Here is a 17,277-nt window from a genome sequence, read left to right on the forward strand (position 1 = left end):
TACCCAGAGATTATATCCCCAATCTAAAATTGCGATTTCGTAAGGCGGGCAATGTCCACTCTACGATCGTAAAGGTGCTTGCTATTGAGACACTTCAAAGACTTGAGTGCCGAGTTCCGAGTTCCGAGTGAAGAATCAAGAAATTGTGTTTCTGATTGACTTCTTTATGCCTCAGCACCCAGCACTCAGCACTCAGCTTTTTAGTAAGCTAGACCCATACTGCGAGTTGTTTCAGCGCCCAGGTAAACCCGGATGCTCAAAAAGTCGGTGGGACAAGCGGTTTCGCAACGCTTACAGCCCACGCAGTCTTCTGTACGGGGTGAGGAGGCAATTTGAGCAGCTTTACAGCCGTCCCAAGGAACCATCTCAAGTACATCAGTAGGGCAAGCGCGGACGCATTGGGTGCAGCCAATGCAGGTATCGTAGATTTTTACGGAATGAGACATTGAATAAACGGCTCCTTTCGAGTGTTCTTCTCTGCGAAAGAATCATAATCAACGCATAGTCTACCGCAGTGGTTGATAGGCCGTAATCAAAAGGCTACATAACTTCAAACAATGTAATAAGCACCGTTAAAATTTCTTTTTGCGAGATTGTCCCTATTGACTGATAATCAGCAACATTATCAGAGCGTATTTACCACAGTGATATACCATAATGGGGTTGAATCGTAAAGATAGATGAAACAAAATTAAAAGGGAATTTGCGATCGCCACATCCCCGTGTAAATGAAAACAGTTTGGCAATCTAAATTACGCAAAAACTTATTTTTATTACTGAACAAAACTGCTTTTGCAATGTAAATGATTAATTTAGAGACTGCGATGCCTACGGCGGGCTGCGCCTACGCTCACTGATAAGTTGTATATTTAATTTCTTATGACTGGCAATTTCATAATGTTTATTCCTACATATCAGAGGATTTCAGAAATTGCAAATTCATCATTTATAGTAGGAATTTGTGTTTGAATATTTGGCAGGTTAGCGGTTACTTGCAGCTGCTCATCTAAATTTTTAGCATCATTAAAATTATCTTTTACATACTCCCTTTCTCGGATTTGTCGAACAATACTTTCTAACAGCCAAAGTTGTTCTTCTACAGACAAGGCAAGGATAGAGCGTTCAATTTCTAGTAAATTCGGTGAGATCATTTTACTTTTGATTCCTAGTAAGGTGTATTTTTCAAAGATATTATATTCAGTCTATCTGGTTAACCTAGAGCATCGCCAATTCCTGATCATTTTCCCCACGCCTATCATTTCACAAATTATCAGAGATTGCTATAAATAACTAGAAAGTCATTTTATGACTTTTTAATTAAGTATTACTGCTGAAGCAAAATGTGCGCTAAACTGACTACATGAATTACGAAACAGCTAGGAAACTCCTCATAGATCAGACAATCACAACCGAGGAAAACCCAGATGCACTGTTAACGCGTATGAAACAGGGCAAACCGCCGGTACCCGGTCAGATCACTTCGATTTTGTTGGCATTGAAAGTGGTGTTTGAAGCCCTCAAAGATGCAAAGAGCCTAGACCGAGAACTGGCTTTGGCCCTTTATCAATTAAGCATTAAGGCGCAACAGCTATTTGGTGCAGGGCGTAAAGCCGGGGTTGATTGGCCACCACTACTCAAAGAAGATTTACTACGAATTTCCTTAGCAGCTGAAAGTATCTTTTCGGGTATATGGCAAACCTTAGCTCCGATGGAGTTGGGGAAGAGATGAGGGAGCAGGGGAGCAGGGGAGCAGGGGGGACAAGGAAAATAATTCCTCACTTCTAACTCAGCACTCAGCACTCAGATAGATGCCTATTAACGAATTTGCAGTTCATTTTCTAACTTGTCTAGGTCAGTTTTGAGCAAAACTGTCATTTGACCGGTAAAAGCTTTACCAGTCTTGGGTTGGGCAACTTCCACCCAATATACATAGCGATCGCCTACTCGTAATTCTCCCTTTAAGGCTTCCCGAATCGGAGTTTTGGCCAGACGCGCGGAATTAACTACCTTCTGGTTGGGATATTGATACACGACTTGGGCGCGATCGTAGTCTTGATAAATCTCCAACCCATAAATCACCCGCAAGGATTCTTGGAGACGCGTAAATGTCATGCCGTTAATAGCATCATACATAGTAATGCGCTCAGTCCGAATTGTGCCACGGTCTTTGGAAAACTCCACCCTACCAGGAGGCAATACCGACGCTTGAAAAGTAAATCGTTGGGCAGCAGTATCAGTCTTTTGCACAAATAATTTCTCCCCTCTCCTGGGGCGGAGTGTCGGATGTGCTTTAATCCAAGTGCCTACCTCTTCTGTACTTTGTCCTGGTAAAGCATTGGCTTGGGAATCAAAAAGCGCTCCCACACACAGCCAGGGCACTAGAGAAAAAGGTAAAATTAAACAGTTAAGTAGAGATTTTTTGAGCATTTTGCTGTTCAGGATTTTCATAGAAATTTCCCCATTAGGGATTAACCATAGTTTTCCCGTTTTTCAGCAAAATTACTTCAATGGATTGTAGCGATCGCGCATCGATGCATTTATGGATCGCTCAACTATAGGACTCATATCAATACTGTTCGGTTAAGGCAAGAGAAGCGATGAATCGCCGTCTCTACAATAATCAGTCGTTTTGTCTTGACGGCGATTTATCGCGTCTTTGTGATGATTTATCTAAGCACTTCTCAAAGCCACAATGGGGTCGAGTTTAGCAGCTCGACGTGCAGGAACAACGCCAAAGAATAAACCAATAGCCCCAGAGACACCAACTGCCATAGTAATCGCTACAGGAGAAAGACTTGCTTCTAAAGGAGTCAAGGCTCCCACTAATAGGATGCCACTGATACCAACCGCAGTCCCGACTAAGCCGCCAGCTGCGGAAACAATCACTGCTTCAATGATGAACTGTAGCAAAATATCTTGCTCAGTTGCACCGATCGCTTTTCGCAATCCGATTTCTTGGGTGCGTTCGGTGACGGAGACGAGCATAATATTCATAATGCCAATGCCGCCGACAAACAGGGATATACCTGCGATCGCAGCTAGCATAATTGTTAATGCACCTGTAATTTGACCGACAGTTTGCAAAGCATCTTTTTGGCTGCGAAGGGTAAAGTCATCTTCACCATTAATTTTGTGTCGTAGACGTAGCAAATTAGTAATTTGAAACTCTGCTGCATCCACGCTATCGGAATCACGAGCAGCAGCAACCAGATAATCTAAGGCAATACCATAAGGAGAATTCTTGCCCACCAGTCGGTTTGCTGATGTGGTGATTGGTATTAAGGCAGCATTATCATAATCTGCTCCCACGCTAGAACCTTTGGCTGTTAACGTTCCAATCACTTGAAAGCTGGTATTTCCAACTCGCAATTGCTGTCCTACAGGGTTACTATTACCGAATAGTTTTTCTGCTAAGTCTCCACCCAGCACCACCACTTGGTTACTTCGCTTGATGTCTATCTCTGAGAAAAACCTGCCTTTATTAGTTTCAAAATCCCGCACAGATAGGAAACTGGGAGTTGTGCCAATGATGTTGACATCGGTGTTTCTGTTGCGGTATGTAATTACCTGTCTTCTATTTAACTCTGGTGCAACTCCTACTACAGTTGGGACTTGAGAAGCGATCGCATCCGCATCTTGCAACACCAGAGTTTTTGGCACTTCAAAGGAGATCCGCTGAGTTTCTCGATTACCTGGCAGTACAAATAGCACATTTGGCCCTAATGACTGCAACTGTTTATTCACATACTTCTGCCCACCTTCGCCAATGCCAATCATGGCAATCACCGAAGCATTGCCAATAACTATACCCAACATCGTGAGGGCGCTACGCAGTTTATTTGACAGCAGGGTTTTCCCCGCCATATTCATGCTTTCGAGGAAATTCATATCTTATACAAGTAGGTCGGTGTAAATATTTATCGTTTGGATGAGGCAGGAGGCAGATCGCTTTTAGCGTCTCCCCTTGGGAGAAGGCAGGAGGCAGGAGGGAAGAGGGTTTGAGTCTATTGAATTTTTATTAACATAGTTTGGTTTTTCCACATCGTTCTACTTAATTACGAATTACGTTAGCGTAGCGGTAGCGAGTCCGCGTACTCTGTAAGAGTTGCAAGCTACGCTTTTAGCGTCTCGTAGAGAGCGTCATTATGAATTATTTTGTTCTTTAGCCTTTTCGATTTTGTAATCTTTGGGTGGATTAACAAAAATGCGATCGCCTTCTTTAACTCCCCCTAAAATCTGAGTTTGGTTTTGAATTTGTGCCCCAACTGTAACTTCGCGGAACTGGGGTTTATTCTTTGCATCGGGTACGAGTACGCCAGTTTTACCCTTTTCGGTGACGATTGACACCGTTGGTAATACCAAGGCATTATTAACGCGATCGCCTAAAAAAGTCAGATCCACATTTAAGCCAGAACGCAGTTTATCTATGCCAGTATCGAGAGCAACCCGCACCTGGAAGGATGTCACACCTTGTTCCACCACTGCTTCGGGAGCAATCAGGCGCACATGACCTTTAAAAACTCGATCGGGATAGGCATCAGCGACAATTTCCACCTGCTGTCCCTGTTTTATTCTGCCAAGATCGGCTTCGGGAACTTGAGCTAATATTTCTAAACCCCTGGCTACGGCGACAATTGAACTGGAAGTTGCCGATGCACTAGTAGATGCAGAAGTTGTGGGTGTGACAAACGCGCCTGGTTCGGCATACTTTTGGGTAACAATTCCCGACAGAGGAGCGCGAATAATAGTATCTTCCAACTGCACTTGTACACCCTTTAACTGAGCCTCAGCGGATGCAACAGCAGCTTGACGCTGGGCAATTTCTTCAGAACGGGTTCCATCTTCTAAGAGTACCAATGCTGCCCGTGCTTCGTTAACAGCAGCTTGGCGTTGGTCGATTTCCTCACTCCGAGTCCCACTTTGGACTAACGAAAATCGTTTTTTCGCTTCTTCTAAATTGGCTCTAGCACTTTTGTCGTCGCTGATGGCTTGATCGAGTAATTGTTTTTTCTCTGCTCCTTCTTTATATAGATATTCGTAACGCTTTACCTGTTCGCTGGTGTAATTCACCCTTGCTTGAGCCGCATCTACTTGAGATTGAGATTGAGCAATCTCTTGGGGACGATTACCAGCCTTAGCTGCGGCTAATTGGGCTTGAGATTGTGCTAATCGCGCCCTAGCTTGAGCGATTTCTTGAGGACGACTACCAGCAAGGGCTTCGGCTAGCTGTGCTTGACTTTGGGCTAAGTTAGCACGGTACTGGCTCCTTTGAGCCTCAATACCGGCGCTATCCATGCGGGCGAGAATTTGCCCTTGTTGAATGCGATCGCCTTGTTCCACATATAATTGCGACAGCACTCCGGGATTCTTCGGACTAATATTTACGCTCTGAACTGGCACGACTTTGCCACTAGCTGTAATCCGCAACGTGACGGTTTGGGCTGCAACTGGCACAGTTAGTTGAGCAATATCTTCTTTATTTGTCCCTTGATTTACCAAGGTGTAAGTTGTTATAGTACCCACAAGCAAAGCACTCCCCGCCATTAGCCCCATCAGCCAGCGCAATGGATACTTAACTTTGCCAATAACTGGAATTTCTATGTGCGTAGCCATATTATAGAAACCTGTAAATCTTGCGGTATAAGAATATTTTTTAGTTTGAGGACAAGTGGAGAATACGGAGTTGTTAAAGCTTTGGGATTAAATTTGTATGAGTCAATTAACAACTAGACGCACAATAAGCTTCACAGTTGCTTAATCTTCCTTAATACTAGGCATTCGTATTTCTGTATGTCTTCACCTAAAAGGGTGACTTTAGCCACAGCATATTAGTGCAATCCTGAACTATTTCTGAGAAACAAGATCCCCGACTTTTTTGAGAAGCTGGGAATCTACGGCTGGCAATTCTCACAAATCAGATAGGATTGCTATAGTGCGATCGCGCTTTAGTTAGTCTGTATCCTTTGCTTTTTCCCTACTCCCCATTCCCTACCGCAAAGCAGTTTGTAATTATTGCTGAAATTGGGTTAACAACCAAGCACCAACTTGACTTTGATTTATTTGACGAGTTCGCCGTAATGCATCGTTTAATAAAGAAATAGCTAATCCTGGTAATACCTGAGATTCTGTAATCCGCCTACTACCTTGGTTTTCAATAGCAAAAGCCATAACGGTGTGTTACGCCGGAGGCTAACGCACCGATGGTCTACTTTAACAAAACCAGTCTTTAAGGCGGATTCATCCAGTTCAAAGGTGGATGAACGAGTATCTGAGGTAGATGAATCCAGTTCAAAGGTGGATGAACGGAGTTCTGAGGTGGATGAATAAGTATATTTGTAATTTTTGTGGGCATTGCTTATCATTCGCTCAAACCCATGTGTTTACATTGTAGGCTGGTCTAACCTACAGTTGTATCTTGAACAAGGGTTTTAGCTATGCAGTCTAGAAATTTATTTCAGGGCGGTTAAACAACGCACATATTTAAACTTACCTACTAGTTTGCAACTAGTAGCTCGGTGCAAAAATTTTCCGCTATATTTTCCTGTACTTGATTCACAATCATAGAAACAAATTCGTCAAGGTCGAATGGCTTAAGGAAATATTCTTCAAAGTCTACATCTGGAATTTGGTCACAAGTACCTGTGGTAGATGTTGAAGTCACAATGATTGGGATATGCTTATCATTGTCTGCCTCTATAGCATTCAATGTATTTAGCAATGTATAAATACTTTCACCTAAAAACCTAATTTCACTGACAATAATGTTGGGTGTGAACCAACTCAGGGTTTCTAAAGCTTCTTTTACGGAACCAGCGGTAATTACATTTGCGCTTAGGTCTTCGAGTAAAAAAGCATACAATTCTCTACTATCGCGATCGTTGTCTACAACGAGTACTTGTACACCTTTAAGTATCCCAACTGCCAAGCAAAAGTCATTGATTAAATTCATAATAAGACCTGCGATTAAGACTTTAAGGGCAAAGCGATCTGAAAAATCCTTAGTCTTAAGGAGACGAGACAAACGGATAGGTAAAATAAAGAGTACTAGAGAACCACTAAAAAACCACTAAATGGTTAGAATTACTAGGTTCTGTTCTTATACTATGAGCGGGTGTTGTTTGATTTCCTAAATGAATTGATTAACTACGACACAAAACGTAGAAAAACTTTTCAAAAAAGGGCGCGGTATGTTACCTCCGAAAATCTGTGGTTCAATTAACTGAAAATAGCTGTAAAGAATTAATCAACAAAACTATTCCCATTCCCTGTCCTCAAGTTCCTTCTGAGGCAATAATAAGCTGGCTTCAATTTCTTGCCTGATAGCAAGGGTTACTTCACAATTGCTATGCAGGCAATCGAGTCGTAACTGATTAGCATCATAGTAACGTTGTAACACTTGCTGTTGTTCAATGCTAAACTCCCACTGGTGGTTAATGTTTCGATAATTAATCACCGTTGTCTTTAACTGTTCAGCCCAGGTTGAATAGTTCGTCTGCCACCATAGTTCAAATCGTTCTTGACTTTGACGAGAATTGGGAAATTCGTCCGAGAGTTGTTGCAGAGATTTATGAAGTCCAACAATCCAGAACAATGCCGAGAATGCTTGAGAGAGCATCTCCACAGGCGTGGATATGGGCAAAGTCCTTATCCCGTTCTAGGTATGACGCTTAAGCGGACGACCGCTAAAAAACCGCCAAATCGGTTGTCTAGTCTTGAGATTGACTTCTGCGGCTAGATTGTCTTGTATCCACCCCTTGAGAGCAAATGCCCTTTTAGCCTCTTGAATTCCAGTAAGTGATGCTTGGAGCGATCGCTTGACCATAGGACAAAAACCCTGCTCCTCAAATCATGGACTTTAACTTTTATTAATATCTGCAATCTTATAGCTTTCTCTGTGATAATAACATTTTACTCATTTAAAGTTATACAAAATTCAATAAATACTCTCAAGTTTTAAATTTTTGTCACAAATTCAAAAGTTATACATCTTAAGCTTTACAAATATCTAAATTCAAACAATGTTTGATTTTCAAAGCATAAATTGTTAAATGTTGATTAGCGTATAAGTTCTATAAGATGAGTTAAAAAATTAAAAGACAGAAGAATTTAAGAATTAGAAGTTTGGAGTTAATGGAAAAATGTTGTTAGCGAGAACCCAAAATTTTTCTTAGGTTTGTGGTGGATTGGGGAAGCCATAACATACTCTACGCTATACCTCTTGCATAAATTAACACCACCCCCAACACTGAATACTGTTCGGTTAATGCAAGAGACGCGATGAATCGCCGTCTCTACAATAATCAGTCTTTCGTCTTGACAGCGATTTATCGCATCTTTAGCGATCTAGAATTTTCATCAAAAAACCTTAACCAAACCGTATTACCCCAACCCCCTCTTCGCCGCAAGCGAGGAGCTTGCTCTGATATACTTATATGACTAGGAAAAGCTATATTAGCTCTGCAATTGATTACAAGGCTAATATACTAGAAGTTTTATTTATTTCACTTTTTCAAAACTACATTGAAAGAATTTAAATACCCAGTAATAGTTTTAGCTAGTGTCTTCTGCTGTTTTTTTGTAGTTATTGCCATTACTTGATATAGTCTTCCTTCGGCAACATACATTCTACTTTTAGTAATATTCCCTCCAGAATTGATGTACTCAATTTCTTTGCCGGGATGATTATTGTAACTACGAATGTTTCGTTGACTAATTAAATTACTTTTCGTAGTCTTTAAAGCCATATCCCGTGCATTATTAAGTACAGCTTGAGGATCAGCCATTTGACCGTAACTATAAGGAAAATCATTGTAAGCAACTATGTATGCTACTTGCTGTTTTGGTGGTTGAGCGGCAAATATTTCTAAGGTAATTTCCCCCATATAAGTTTTTTGGGATTCGGTATTTCTGCTGGGGTTTCCCGGCATCAAAATTGTAAAACGTCCATCTGGAGCGGTGAATAACTTCCATTTTGGCTGCACGGGTTGAGAAACCTTTGGTTTGACAACAGCTACCGGAGATTTGGGTTGACGCGCTTCCACAAGAACAGAGCCACCACAGACTATCGTGGCGGCTATTAGTGGCAACAGACTTTTAACTGTCATATTTTTTGCCCTTTGAGATGCTGATCTCACTGATGATGCCAGCTGTTATAACCTAGCAGCACATAAAGCAGCACCAATTAGGCCGACTTGTGAGTTGAGGATAATATACACGGGGATCTCTTCGAGGAGGCGGCGCATTCTACCTTTTTGGGTGAAATTTAATAAGAAACCGCTATTTTGGATTAAAGGCAGGATTTTAGGCGCAATTCCACCAGCGATGTATAAGCCACCGTAAGGTAGGAGTTTCAGGGCGAGATTGCCGGCTTCTGCACCGTAAGCCTCTATAAATAATTGCAAAGTTTGTTCCGAGAGGCGATCGCGTTTTTCTAGTGCAGCCGTACCAATGACAGCACCGGGATCGACACTTTTCTCTTCTTGTCCGGCTTCTTGTTCCCAAGTTCTAACGACTTGGGCGATATCTGGTGATTCGGCGGCAAATTTGCGATCGCGCAAAAACTGGTAAATTGCTACAATACCCATTCCAGAAACCACACGTTCCACAGAAACGCGCTGGATATCATGTTTACCCAACAGGTATCTCAACAGTTGAAACTCGATCTCGTTTCGAGGCGCGAAGTCAGCGTGTCCACCTTCTGAGGGAAAGACTTGATAGTGGTTCCCCTGCTTAATTAAAAATCCTTGCCCTAAGCCAGTACCAGCACCAATAATTCCAATGGGGGTTTCGGGTTGAGGTTTGCCAACTTGCAACGTCAGCAAGTCTTCTTTTTGTAAACCTGAAATGCCATAGCCAACGGCGGCGAAGTCGTTAATCAAAGAAATATGCGGGATACCCAATTCTTCTTCTAAACGTTCGGTATCTAGGAACCAGGCTAAATTGGTCAGTTTGGCAGTATTTTTGACAATGGGGCCTGCGATCGCAAAACAAGCCTTTTCTGGTACTGGTGTGTTAGCTTTGTCCAAAAACTTCTGCACAATTGGTACTAAATCAGGAAAATCGGCACTGTGGTAACTTTCCTGATAAATAGTATGTAAAGCTGGTGAGTCTGATTTTTCAACCAATTGCAGAATAGTTTTCGTACCGCCGATGTCTCCTGCTAGTAACAAAGTCATAGAATTTATTCGTGAATTAAATTACTTTTTTTGTAAGATATACCCAACCTACCAGAAGTCATGAACCCAAATCTCTATCAGAGGTTTAAGCAAATCGAATAACTTCTTCTATGTGGGTTAAATGGGAAGTATCTCCCGTTAGTTCTAATAACCATTCTGGGTCTTGGCGTACCACTTTTACCAGAGAACATAAAGAAGCTTTAACTTCTGTTTTGGCAATGTCTCCTACTAGCCCCATTGCTCCGCCCAATACAGATGCACCATGCGCCACTAGCAGGATATCCTCTGGGAAGAACTCAGTAGCTAAACATCTAGCAGTTTGCCCAGAACGTTCTCGCACTTTTTCGTGAGTTTCAGGAAATTTGGCGGCGATGCGCGAAGTATAGCTGGTGTCAATTCTGGGGAATAATTTTGCTAATGCTGGAGTTGAGAGTCTTTCGGGTTCTTCCGTCATCCAAACTGGATTTAGCCATTCACTCAAGCCTGTTTCGAGTTTAATCGGCAAGTTGAGCATTTCTGCAACTGCGTTTGCTGTTTGTACAGTTCGCAGAAAAGGAGAAGCGAAAATATGACCAATCTTTTCTTTTTTTAATCGTCTAGCTAACTGCTGTGCCTGCACCATACCATCATCAGACAAGGGTGGATCGTAGCGTCGTTCGGCTGTAAGAAACCAATCAGGGTTTACGAAGTCGAGGCGGTTAGCGTGTCTTGCTATCCAGATTATTTGACTCATGGGTTTAATTATTCCGGTGAATAGAATTCGCCGCTAAACAAATATATAGATATCTGCAAGGAGGGCTATAAATATTAATATATTATGACAAAATCGTAATAATTTTTAATAATACTAACGATTAGGAAAAGTTATAAGTGCTGTCAGTGTAGCTTTTCTTAAAACCTTTAGAGCCAAGGCTCTAAAGCAATCTCGACTATAGTAATCTGCTGAAATGTTTAGGATTGGGATAGTCATACTTTGCTTATAGCCTTTGTCGCCATTTTTCTAAAGCTACATCAACTAATCCATTTATGGAATCATAGCGATCAAATTTATATGTATTAGGTCTTTCACCACCATAATTAACAGGAAATTTATTTACATCAATCTCTAGTAATTTTATTTCTTCATATGTTACAGGTTCAGAGTTATTAAATTTACTAATTATTCTGTTTCTATCTTTAAAATGTTGATGAATATATTTATATTCTCCTCGATATTTAGAATCTTCATTTTCTGCTAATTCATTCATTATTTGTGCTCTCTTCAAAAGTGTTTTTTTGGATGAACTCATCTTTGCACCAATTCCACTGGGTACATATCCTTCTAACAAAGCATTCCCTTGCCAATCTGTCCAAATCCTTGCTCTACTTATGCGATCACTACTATTATTTTTTAACCCTAACCATAAAAATAAAATTGGTGTTCCTTTACTATCAAAATAAAATTCAGCGCAGAATTTACTTGTTTTTCTATTACCATTTCCATATCTAAAACTGACAGCAAAAGACATTTCTTGCATCCGTTTGTCAAAGCTAAGAACCTTTTGACGAATTTTCAATATTCCCTCTTGTTGTTCAGAGGAGCATTTGGCTAGACGGTTCATCAGCCCTCTAGAAGGTGGGGGTATATCTTCATTCCTTTCTCTATCCTGATGAGGAACTTCTATTTTTGAAACTTTACCATTATCTAAATTTTTTATCTGTAAATAATAGTTAACCCCATCTGCTAAAACGGCAAATTCAAAGAAGTCAATAGACAAATGATTATATTTTCTATCTGTAAAATTATCTCTATGAAAATCAGGCTTAATTGCTATTAACTTAATAGGTTGCTGATAGTCTATTTCGTCTTGTAAAGGTTTTATTTCCAGTAAAGCGTCATAATATCGAGTTAATTGCTGAATAATATATCTGTCTTCACCATTTTTCAATTCCAATACCACTAACTGTTTATTTTCTCTCAATGCTAAAATATCGCAAATTTGACCATTAACATAATATTGTCGCTTTAGTGGAATTAATCCGAAAAGTTCCTTTAAATTAGCCCAGACAAAATCTTCTAAATCAGCTTCAGTCGCAAATTTCCAACTATTACCCGTTTTTATTAAATTCACTAAATCCATTATCTCGCTCTAACTTGAGTAAATTACTACTTTTAGTATTCCCAAAGCTAGACAGGAATTTATACAATTGCTTATATAGCAGTTATCAGTTGAGTAGGTACAAGAACCCCACCCCCAACCCCCTCCCCGCAAGCGAGGAGGGGGCTATGATGTTAGGAAAAGCTATAACTTCAACCATCCAAATAGTTGCCCTACAGTTAATTGAAAATCGCTAACTAAATCGGGAACTGGTAATATTTCTTGTTCTCCTTGTAAAAGTTCTGGTTGCTGCTTTGGTGGATAGACTAAAACAGAATGCTCATCTGGATCAATCAGCCAACCGAAGCGACTACCATGTTTTAAACAATGTAGAATATTTCCGGTTACTTTAGTCTGGCTTTGATCAGGCGAAAGAATCTCAATTATCCAGTCTGGATATGTCTTAAAGACATTTGCCACTTCTCCACGCTCGTCTAATAAAATCCGTTCCCAAGCAAACACAGCTATATCAGGGACAATTGAACGTCCACCAAAAGTACATCGCAATTCTGGAAATGCAAGGGCAATTTTTTGGGGTTTAGCTACAGAATTGATATTACTGACTAGTTCACCCTGAAGAATACTATGTTTTCCTTGAGGCATTGGTTTTTGAATAATTTGACCGTTGATGTATTCTGAGCTAGGCTTTGTTTCTGGTAGTTTCAAAAACTCTTCTAAAGTTAGGGGTTTAGTTGGTGATTTTACCATCTGCTTCTACTTCCTAATTTTTTACATACAACAATCATGTATCGTTTAAAATTTTAACTGGGTAAGCACGAATTGCATCATCGACAGTTACAATAGTAAGGTCATGCTGCAAAGCTTGACAAATTAGCATTCGGTCAAACGGATCGCGATGGATATTAGGAAGCTTGCTAAGTTGTACAACACTATCCTCTGTTAAAGGAAGACTAGTAATCAAATGCCGCTCACGCTGTATCGGCAGATAAATCTCAGGTGATTGAGGTAAAGTTAATTTGCCTAATTGATACTTAATGGTTGCTTCCCAAATAGAAATTATACTTAGATATACATCATTATCCGTATTACGAATAATCTCTATAAACGTATTTGACAAACGCCGATCGCTACTAATAAACCAGAGGAAAATATGGGTATCTAGTAGGAGTTTCATTTACCCTCAAACTCACTTATAATATTCTCTGGCAGTGGTTCATCAAAATCATCGGGTACAATAAACTCTCCTGCACAGAGTCCGAATGGTCTAGAGAGATCAGGTGCTTTTACCATCGGTTTAATTTCAGCAATTGGCTTTCCACCACGTATAATTACAAGAGTTTCCCCAGCTTCAACACGCTGAAGATAGCCTAATAAGTCACGTTTTATTTCATCGACACTAATCCAGTTCATAAGAAATTTATTGGATTATTACTCTAGTATAATCATCACCCTAAATAAGCTTTTTTAACTCGCTCATCACTAATCAATTCTGATGCTGCGCCTGTTAAAGTTATAGAACCAGCCTCTAGAACGTAACCGCGATCGGCAATTTGTAGTGCCAGATTAGCGTTTTGTTCAACTAACAAAATAGTCACCCCTGTAGCACGGAGATTTTCAATAATAGAAAAGATTTCCCGGACGATCGCAGGTGCTAAACCTAAGCTAGGCTCGTCTAAAAGTAAGAGTTGTGGTTTACTCATTACAGCACGTGCGATCGCTAACATTTGTTGTTCGCCACCGCTGAGGGTTCCTGCTAGTTGATTGCGTCTTTGTGACAAGCGGGGAAATAGCTCAAATTGACGCTGAATATCTGCTTTGATCTCGGCTTTATTGGAGCGAATATAAGCACCCAAAAGTAAATTATCAAATACAGTTTGCCGCGCTAATACTCTGCGTCCTTCTGGACAATGGGCGATACCAAGTTGTACAACTTCGTGAGTTTGGCGACGAGTAATATTATGTCCATTATAGATAATTACGCCACTCTTAGGATTAACTACTTTAGAGATGGCACGGAGTGTAGTCGTTTTTCCAGCACCATTAGCACCAATTAGAGTAACTACCTCGCCTTTTTGAATAATTAAATTAATCTTTTTTAAAGCTTGGATGCCGCCATAATTAACATCAAGTTCTTGAACTTCTAAAATTGTATAGTTTGCTCTACTATCGGCATTCATTGGCGGTTTACATCCAGAAATGTTGATTCAAAATCTAAGATACATCAATCATACATTTCTTAAAACAGTGCGTAGACATTGCTTCAACTTCAAACCAACGCCATAATACCGCAATCTTTATGATGTACTATTAATTACTGATAAAGATATCAAGCGTCCAGTGGCAAAAGTAGCAGATATTGGTAGCAAACGACTAATTAATTTAGCTCCCGATGCATGGGTAAAGTGGGTAACACAGTGTCCTGAAGTCGTGGCGAAAGAAATTCTCGGCTCTGAGTTTCAGTGGATTAGCCGCGAAACGGATGTGTTGGTGAAGGCATACAGTGCCACTCACGGCGATTTTCTCGTACTCAATGAACTACAACTGCGTTACACGGCACAGATCCCTTTACGGATGAGAGCATATACTGCCTTGGCACAAGAACGCTATCGACTGCCAACTTACCCAGTACTGATCAACATTTTACCGCCTTCATCCAGCTTAACTATTGTCAGTAGTTACGAGCAGGAATTTTTGGGATTACGTGCTATCCAAGATTATCGCACGATTAATTTGTGGGAAATCGATGCTGAAATAGTGTTTCAGCAACCACTACCATCGTTGTTACCCTTTGTGCCAATCCTGCGAGGAGGGGGAGAGGTATCAGTTGTGCAACGCGCATTACAGGCGCTACGAGCTGATGAACAGTTGAACCAATTAGAATCATTGCTGGCATTTTTTGCTAGCTTTGTGTTAGACACGCCTTTAGTGCAACAAATCATGAGGTGGGATATGGCAGTATTGCGAGAATCGCCTTGGTATCAGGAAATTGAGCAAAGAGGTATTCACCAGGGTGCGCTACGGCAGCTAATCCGGGTATTGGAACAACGCTTTGGTGAAATTCCTCATGAGGCAGAAATAAGGCTTGAGGGCAAGAATGTGGAGCAATTAGAAACTTTAATGGATAGCGCGATCGCAGTGAGTTCTTTAGACGAATTTTTGGTAGTTTTGTCTACGTAAATTCATTCATTTCCCAAGTAAGCTTCAATTACAGCCGGATCATTTCTGACAACTGCGGGTTCACCCAAAGCAATTAATTGACCAAAATCTAATACAGCAATGCGATCGCACAAACCCATAACTAATGGTACATGGTGTTCAATCAGAACGATCGTCAAATTGAAGTCATTGCGGAGGCTGCGAATAAATTCACTCAATTGCTGCTTTTCATTTGGGTTCATTCCCGCCGCCGGTTCATCGAGGAGTAAAATTTGTGGTTGTAATGCCAAAGCGCGGGCAATTTCTAGCCGACGCTGATCGCCGTAAGCAAAATTTTTGGCTTTTTCGTCAGCGCGATCGCTTAATCCCACCAAATCTAATAAATCTAAAGCTTTTTGCTTAGTTTTTAATTCTTCACGAGGTGCTGGTGGTAATCCTAAAACACCTGTAATCATATTACTTTTAGTGTGTAAATGTCGGGCGATTATCACATTTTCTAACGCTGATAATTCCCCAAACAAGCGGATATTTTGAAAGGTACGGGCGATACCTAAAGCAGCAATTTGATGGGGACGCAGTTGAGAAACTTCTGCACCTTGATAAATTAATTTACCGCTAGAAGGTGGAATGAAGGCAGTAATCAAATTAAACAGTGTTGTTTTGCCAGCACCATTAGGGCCAATCAGTCCAAAAATCTCATGTTGATTTACACTAAAAGATACATTATTGACCGCCACTAAACCACCAAAGCGGCGAGTTAATGCTCTTGCTTCTAAGACAATATTGCTGTTAGCTTCTGAAATACTATGTGACATTTGTGCATATTATTATGAATATATGACCCATGCAATAACTCTCTAAAACTTTTCTTACTTCGCGCCCTTTGCGTCCTTCGCGGTTCGTTTTTCCATAATTTTCCGTCTTTGAAAAACATCTGGAGTAATTAGCCCTTGAGGGAAAAAGATTGTACCTATTACTATTAAAAAGCCAAAAATAATTAATCTCCCATCTCGCAAAAACTGCGCTAACCAACTAGGTAAACCACCAGTATCAGCTAGGCTTCGCAGAATCTCTGGTAAAGCTGTAAACACCATACCTCCGACTACTGGCCCTAAAAAACTTCTCGAACCACCAATCAAAACAAAAGTTAAATATATAATACTGCTATCAAAAGTACCTTGACGAGCATTCCAGGTATTGAGGAAGTGAGCGCTAATTGCACCTACAACCCCTGCAAGCATAGCCCCTAATGTAAACGCCAAAACTTTGTAATAAGTCGGATCGATTCCCATTGCACCCGCAGCTAATTCATCTTCGCGGATCGCGATAAAAGCCCTGCCGACGCGGATACGTTCTAAACGATAAAGTAGCACCATACTAATTAATAGTAATGGCAGAGCAATCCATAAATATTCAAGTTGTGTTTGGAAAGGTTGAGGAATGCCAAAAATTCCGACAGCACCGCCTGTAATGTCTAAATTGAGAGAGATGACGCGCAGAACTTCCACAAAAGCGATAGTTGCGATCGCTAAATAAATTCCTCGCAATCTCAATGCTGGAATTCCCACTAAGATACCTAATAATCCAGAAATTACACCAGCAATTAACATCTCCAATAACAACAAGGGAATTGGAAACAAACTACTGCTAGATGTAAAAACTTTTGTGGATAAAATTGCTGCAATATATCCACCTAAAGCATAAAATCCTGGACTAGCTAAAGACAATTGTCCTGTCATTAGGGGTAAATAAAGTGATAATCCTAATAGCGCCCCTAGTACCATAGAGACAATTAAAGAAGCGTAAGTAGCGAAAAAATCAGCCATTTTATTTAATATATTTTGATT

The 17,277-nt window shown here is 40.6% G+C and carries 22 protein-coding genes; 3 read left to right on the forward strand and 19 right to left on the reverse strand.

Annotation, left to right across the window (positions count from 1 at the left end; translation table 11 throughout):
• Positions 1-200: 200 nt before the first annotated feature.
• Together psaC and CDG76_RS25210 are read right to left on the reverse strand one after the other, a co-directional pair.
• Positions 201-446, reverse strand: a complete 246-nt coding sequence (gene psaC, locus CDG76_RS25205; protein ID WP_015175986.1) for a photosystem I iron-sulfur center protein PsaC — start codon at positions 444-446, stop codon at positions 201-203.
• Between the two features lie 468 nt (positions 447-914).
• On the reverse strand, positions 915-1,151 hold the full coding sequence (locus tag CDG76_RS25210) for a hypothetical protein (RefSeq protein ID WP_094351639.1): 237 nt from the start codon (positions 1,149-1,151) through the stop codon (positions 915-917).
• Positions 1,152-1,360: 209 nt separating this feature from the next.
• On the opposite strand from CDG76_RS25210, the gene CDG76_RS25215 reads away from it, so the two are divergent.
• Positions 1,361-1,729, forward strand: a complete 369-nt coding sequence (locus CDG76_RS25215; RefSeq protein ID WP_094351640.1) for a Dethiobiotin synthetase — start codon at positions 1,361-1,363, stop codon at positions 1,727-1,729.
• Between the two features lie 86 nt (positions 1,730-1,815).
• Here the strand turns inward: CDG76_RS25215 and CDG76_RS25220 are convergent, their stop codons facing one another.
• From CDG76_RS25220 to CDG76_RS37660, 7 genes are all read right to left on the reverse strand, one after another.
• Positions 1,816-2,427: a hypothetical protein gene (locus tag CDG76_RS25220; protein WP_094351811.1), complete on the reverse strand. Its 612-nt coding sequence runs from the start codon at positions 2,425-2,427 to the stop codon at positions 1,816-1,818.
• A 243-nt stretch (positions 2,428-2,670) separates the two neighbouring features.
• Positions 2,671-3,888: an ABC transporter permease gene (locus CDG76_RS25225; protein WP_094351641.1), complete on the reverse strand. Its 1,218-nt coding sequence runs from the start codon at positions 3,886-3,888 to the stop codon at positions 2,671-2,673.
• Positions 3,889-4,143: 255 nt separating this feature from the next.
• Positions 4,144-5,613 carry an efflux RND transporter periplasmic adaptor subunit gene (locus CDG76_RS25230; RefSeq protein WP_094351642.1) on the reverse strand — a complete coding sequence of 490 codons (1,470 nt, stop codon included), beginning with the start codon at positions 5,611-5,613 and terminating at the stop codon, positions 4,144-4,146.
• 396 nt (positions 5,614-6,009) lie between these two features.
• Positions 6,010-6,168 carry a hypothetical protein gene (locus CDG76_RS36505; protein ID WP_223265375.1) on the reverse strand — a complete coding sequence of 53 codons (159 nt, stop codon included), beginning with the start codon at positions 6,166-6,168 and terminating at the stop codon, positions 6,010-6,012.
• 325 nt (positions 6,169-6,493) lie between these two features.
• A complete protein-coding gene (locus tag CDG76_RS25235) occupies positions 6,494-6,949 on the reverse strand; it encodes a response regulator (protein ID WP_094351643.1) in 456 nt (151 codons plus the stop codon).
• 303 nt (positions 6,950-7,252) lie between these two features.
• Positions 7,253-7,639: an NACHT C-terminal helical domain 2-containing protein gene (locus tag CDG76_RS25240; RefSeq protein WP_223265376.1), complete on the reverse strand. Its 387-nt coding sequence runs from the start codon at positions 7,637-7,639 to the stop codon at positions 7,253-7,255.
• Positions 7,640-7,654: 15 nt separating this feature from the next.
• Entirely contained in the window at positions 7,655-7,822 is a 168-nt protein-coding gene (locus CDG76_RS37660; RefSeq protein WP_190240977.1) for a hypothetical protein, read from the reverse strand.
• A 455-nt stretch (positions 7,823-8,277) separates the two neighbouring features.
• On the opposite strand from CDG76_RS37660, the gene CDG76_RS37665 reads away from it, so the two are divergent.
• Positions 8,278-8,436, forward strand: a complete 159-nt coding sequence (locus tag CDG76_RS37665) for a hypothetical protein (RefSeq protein WP_190240978.1) — start codon at positions 8,278-8,280, stop codon at positions 8,434-8,436.
• Positions 8,437-8,501: 65 nt separating this feature from the next.
• Here CDG76_RS37665 and CDG76_RS25245 read toward each other — a convergent pair whose 3' ends face one another.
• From CDG76_RS25245 to CDG76_RS25280, 8 genes are all read right to left on the reverse strand, one after another.
• On the reverse strand, positions 8,502-9,104 hold the full coding sequence (locus tag CDG76_RS25245; RefSeq protein ID WP_094351644.1) for a hypothetical protein: 603 nt from the start codon (positions 9,102-9,104) through the stop codon (positions 8,502-8,504).
• Between the two features lie 45 nt (positions 9,105-9,149).
• Positions 9,150-10,175 (reverse strand): glucokinase, encoded by a 1,026-nt coding sequence (locus CDG76_RS25250; RefSeq protein WP_094351645.1) that lies wholly within the window; start codon positions 10,173-10,175, stop codon positions 9,150-9,152.
• An 85-nt stretch (positions 10,176-10,260) separates the two neighbouring features.
• Positions 10,261-10,908: a histidine phosphatase family protein gene (locus tag CDG76_RS25255; RefSeq protein ID WP_094351646.1), complete on the reverse strand. Its 648-nt coding sequence runs from the start codon at positions 10,906-10,908 to the stop codon at positions 10,261-10,263.
• A gap of 244 nt (positions 10,909-11,152) precedes the next feature.
• The gene (locus CDG76_RS25260; RefSeq protein WP_094351647.1) at positions 11,153-12,295 is read right to left on the reverse strand and encodes an endonuclease NucS domain-containing protein; all 1,143 of its coding nucleotides are present in this window, start codon (positions 12,293-12,295) and stop codon (positions 11,153-11,155) included.
• 162 nt (positions 12,296-12,457) lie between these two features.
• The gene (locus CDG76_RS25265) at positions 12,458-13,021 is read right to left on the reverse strand and encodes a Uma2 family endonuclease (RefSeq protein ID WP_094351648.1); all 564 of its coding nucleotides are present in this window, start codon (positions 13,019-13,021) and stop codon (positions 12,458-12,460) included.
• A gap of 34 nt (positions 13,022-13,055) precedes the next feature.
• Complete coding sequence (locus CDG76_RS25270; protein WP_094351649.1) at positions 13,056-13,448, reverse strand: type II toxin-antitoxin system VapC family toxin; 393 nt, start codon at positions 13,446-13,448, stop codon at positions 13,056-13,058.
• Complete coding sequence (locus CDG76_RS25275) at positions 13,445-13,684, reverse strand: type II toxin-antitoxin system Phd/YefM family antitoxin (RefSeq protein ID WP_094351650.1); 240 nt, start codon at positions 13,682-13,684, stop codon at positions 13,445-13,447. Before CDG76_RS25275 ends, CDG76_RS25270 begins: the two co-directional genes overlap by 4 nt.
• Positions 13,685-13,719: 35 nt before the next feature.
• Entirely contained in the window at positions 13,720-14,451 is a 732-nt protein-coding gene (locus tag CDG76_RS25280) for an ABC transporter ATP-binding protein (protein ID WP_094351651.1), read from the reverse strand.
• A gap of 160 nt (positions 14,452-14,611) precedes the next feature.
• Between CDG76_RS25280 and CDG76_RS25285 the strand changes: the two genes are divergently transcribed.
• Positions 14,612-15,451 carry a DUF4351 domain-containing protein gene (locus CDG76_RS25285; RefSeq protein WP_094351652.1) on the forward strand — a complete coding sequence of 280 codons (840 nt, stop codon included), beginning with the start codon at positions 14,612-14,614 and terminating at the stop codon, positions 15,449-15,451.
• Positions 15,452-15,453: 2 nt separating this feature from the next.
• Here CDG76_RS25285 and CDG76_RS25290 read toward each other — a convergent pair whose 3' ends face one another.
• Together CDG76_RS25290 and CDG76_RS25295 are read right to left on the reverse strand one after the other, a co-directional pair.
• The gene (locus CDG76_RS25290) at positions 15,454-16,245 is read right to left on the reverse strand and encodes an ABC transporter ATP-binding protein (RefSeq protein WP_094351653.1); all 792 of its coding nucleotides are present in this window, start codon (positions 16,243-16,245) and stop codon (positions 15,454-15,456) included.
• Positions 16,246-16,299: 54 nt separating this feature from the next.
• The gene (locus CDG76_RS25295; protein ID WP_094351654.1) at positions 16,300-17,256 is read right to left on the reverse strand and encodes a branched-chain amino acid ABC transporter permease; all 957 of its coding nucleotides are present in this window, start codon (positions 17,254-17,256) and stop codon (positions 16,300-16,302) included.
• Between the last annotated feature and the right edge of the window lie 21 nt (positions 17,257-17,277).

The sequence above is a fragment of the Nostoc sp. 'Peltigera membranacea cyanobiont' 210A genome (genome assembly GCF_002246015.1).
In the GTDB taxonomy this organism is placed as follows: Bacteria; Cyanobacteriota; Cyanobacteriia; order Cyanobacteriales; family Nostocaceae; genus Nostoc.

Coding starts and splice junctions, on each gene's coding strand:
- psaC (WP_015175986.1), bottom strand. CDS start 446: ATGTCTCATTCCGTAAAAATCTACGATACCTGCATTGGCTGCACCCAA.
- CDG76_RS25210 (WP_094351639.1), bottom strand. CDS start 1,151: ATGATCTCACCGAATTTACTAGAAATTGAACGCTCTATCCTTGCCTTG.
- CDG76_RS25215 (WP_094351640.1), top strand. CDS start 1,361: ATGAATTACGAAACAGCTAGGAAACTCCTCATAGATCAGACAATCACA.
- CDG76_RS25220 (WP_094351811.1), bottom strand. CDS start 2,427: ATGCTCAAAAAATCTCTACTTAACTGTTTAATTTTACCTTTTTCTCTA.
- CDG76_RS25225 (WP_094351641.1), bottom strand. CDS start 3,888: ATGAATTTCCTCGAAAGCATGAATATGGCGGGGAAAACCCTGCTGTCA.
- CDG76_RS25230 (WP_094351642.1), bottom strand. CDS start 5,613: ATGGCTACGCACATAGAAATTCCAGTTATTGGCAAAGTTAAGTATCCA.
- CDG76_RS36505 (WP_223265375.1), bottom strand. CDS start 6,168: ATGGCTTTTGCTATTGAAAACCAAGGTAGTAGGCGGATTACAGAATCT.
- CDG76_RS25235 (WP_094351643.1), bottom strand. CDS start 6,949: ATGAATTTAATCAATGACTTTTGCTTGGCAGTTGGGATACTTAAAGGT.
- CDG76_RS37660 (WP_190240977.1), bottom strand. CDS start 7,822: ATGGTCAAGCGATCGCTCCAAGCATCACTTACTGGAATTCAAGAGGCT.
- CDG76_RS37665 (WP_190240978.1), top strand. CDS start 8,278: ATGAATCGCCGTCTCTACAATAATCAGTCTTTCGTCTTGACAGCGATT.
- CDG76_RS25245 (WP_094351644.1), bottom strand. CDS start 9,104: ATGACAGTTAAAAGTCTGTTGCCACTAATAGCCGCCACGATAGTCTGT.
- CDG76_RS25250 (WP_094351645.1), bottom strand. CDS start 10,175: ATGACTTTGTTACTAGCAGGAGACATCGGCGGTACGAAAACTATTCTG.
- CDG76_RS25255 (WP_094351646.1), bottom strand. CDS start 10,908: ATGAGTCAAATAATCTGGATAGCAAGACACGCTAACCGCCTCGACTTC.
- CDG76_RS25260 (WP_094351647.1), bottom strand. CDS start 12,295: ATGGATTTAGTGAATTTAATAAAAACGGGTAATAGTTGGAAATTTGCG.
- CDG76_RS25265 (WP_094351648.1), bottom strand. CDS start 13,021: ATGGTAAAATCACCAACTAAACCCCTAACTTTAGAAGAGTTTTTGAAA.
- CDG76_RS25270 (WP_094351649.1), bottom strand. CDS start 13,448: ATGAAACTCCTACTAGATACCCATATTTTCCTCTGGTTTATTAGTAGC.
- CDG76_RS25275 (WP_094351650.1), bottom strand. CDS start 13,684: ATGAACTGGATTAGTGTCGATGAAATAAAACGTGACTTATTAGGCTAT.
- CDG76_RS25280 (WP_094351651.1), bottom strand. CDS start 14,451: ATGAATGCCGATAGTAGAGCAAACTATACAATTTTAGAAGTTCAAGAA.
- CDG76_RS25290 (WP_094351653.1), bottom strand. CDS start 16,245: ATGTCACATAGTATTTCAGAAGCTAACAGCAATATTGTCTTAGAAGCA.
- CDG76_RS25295 (WP_094351654.1), bottom strand. CDS start 17,256: ATGGCTGATTTTTTCGCTACTTACGCTTCTTTAATTGTCTCTATGGTA.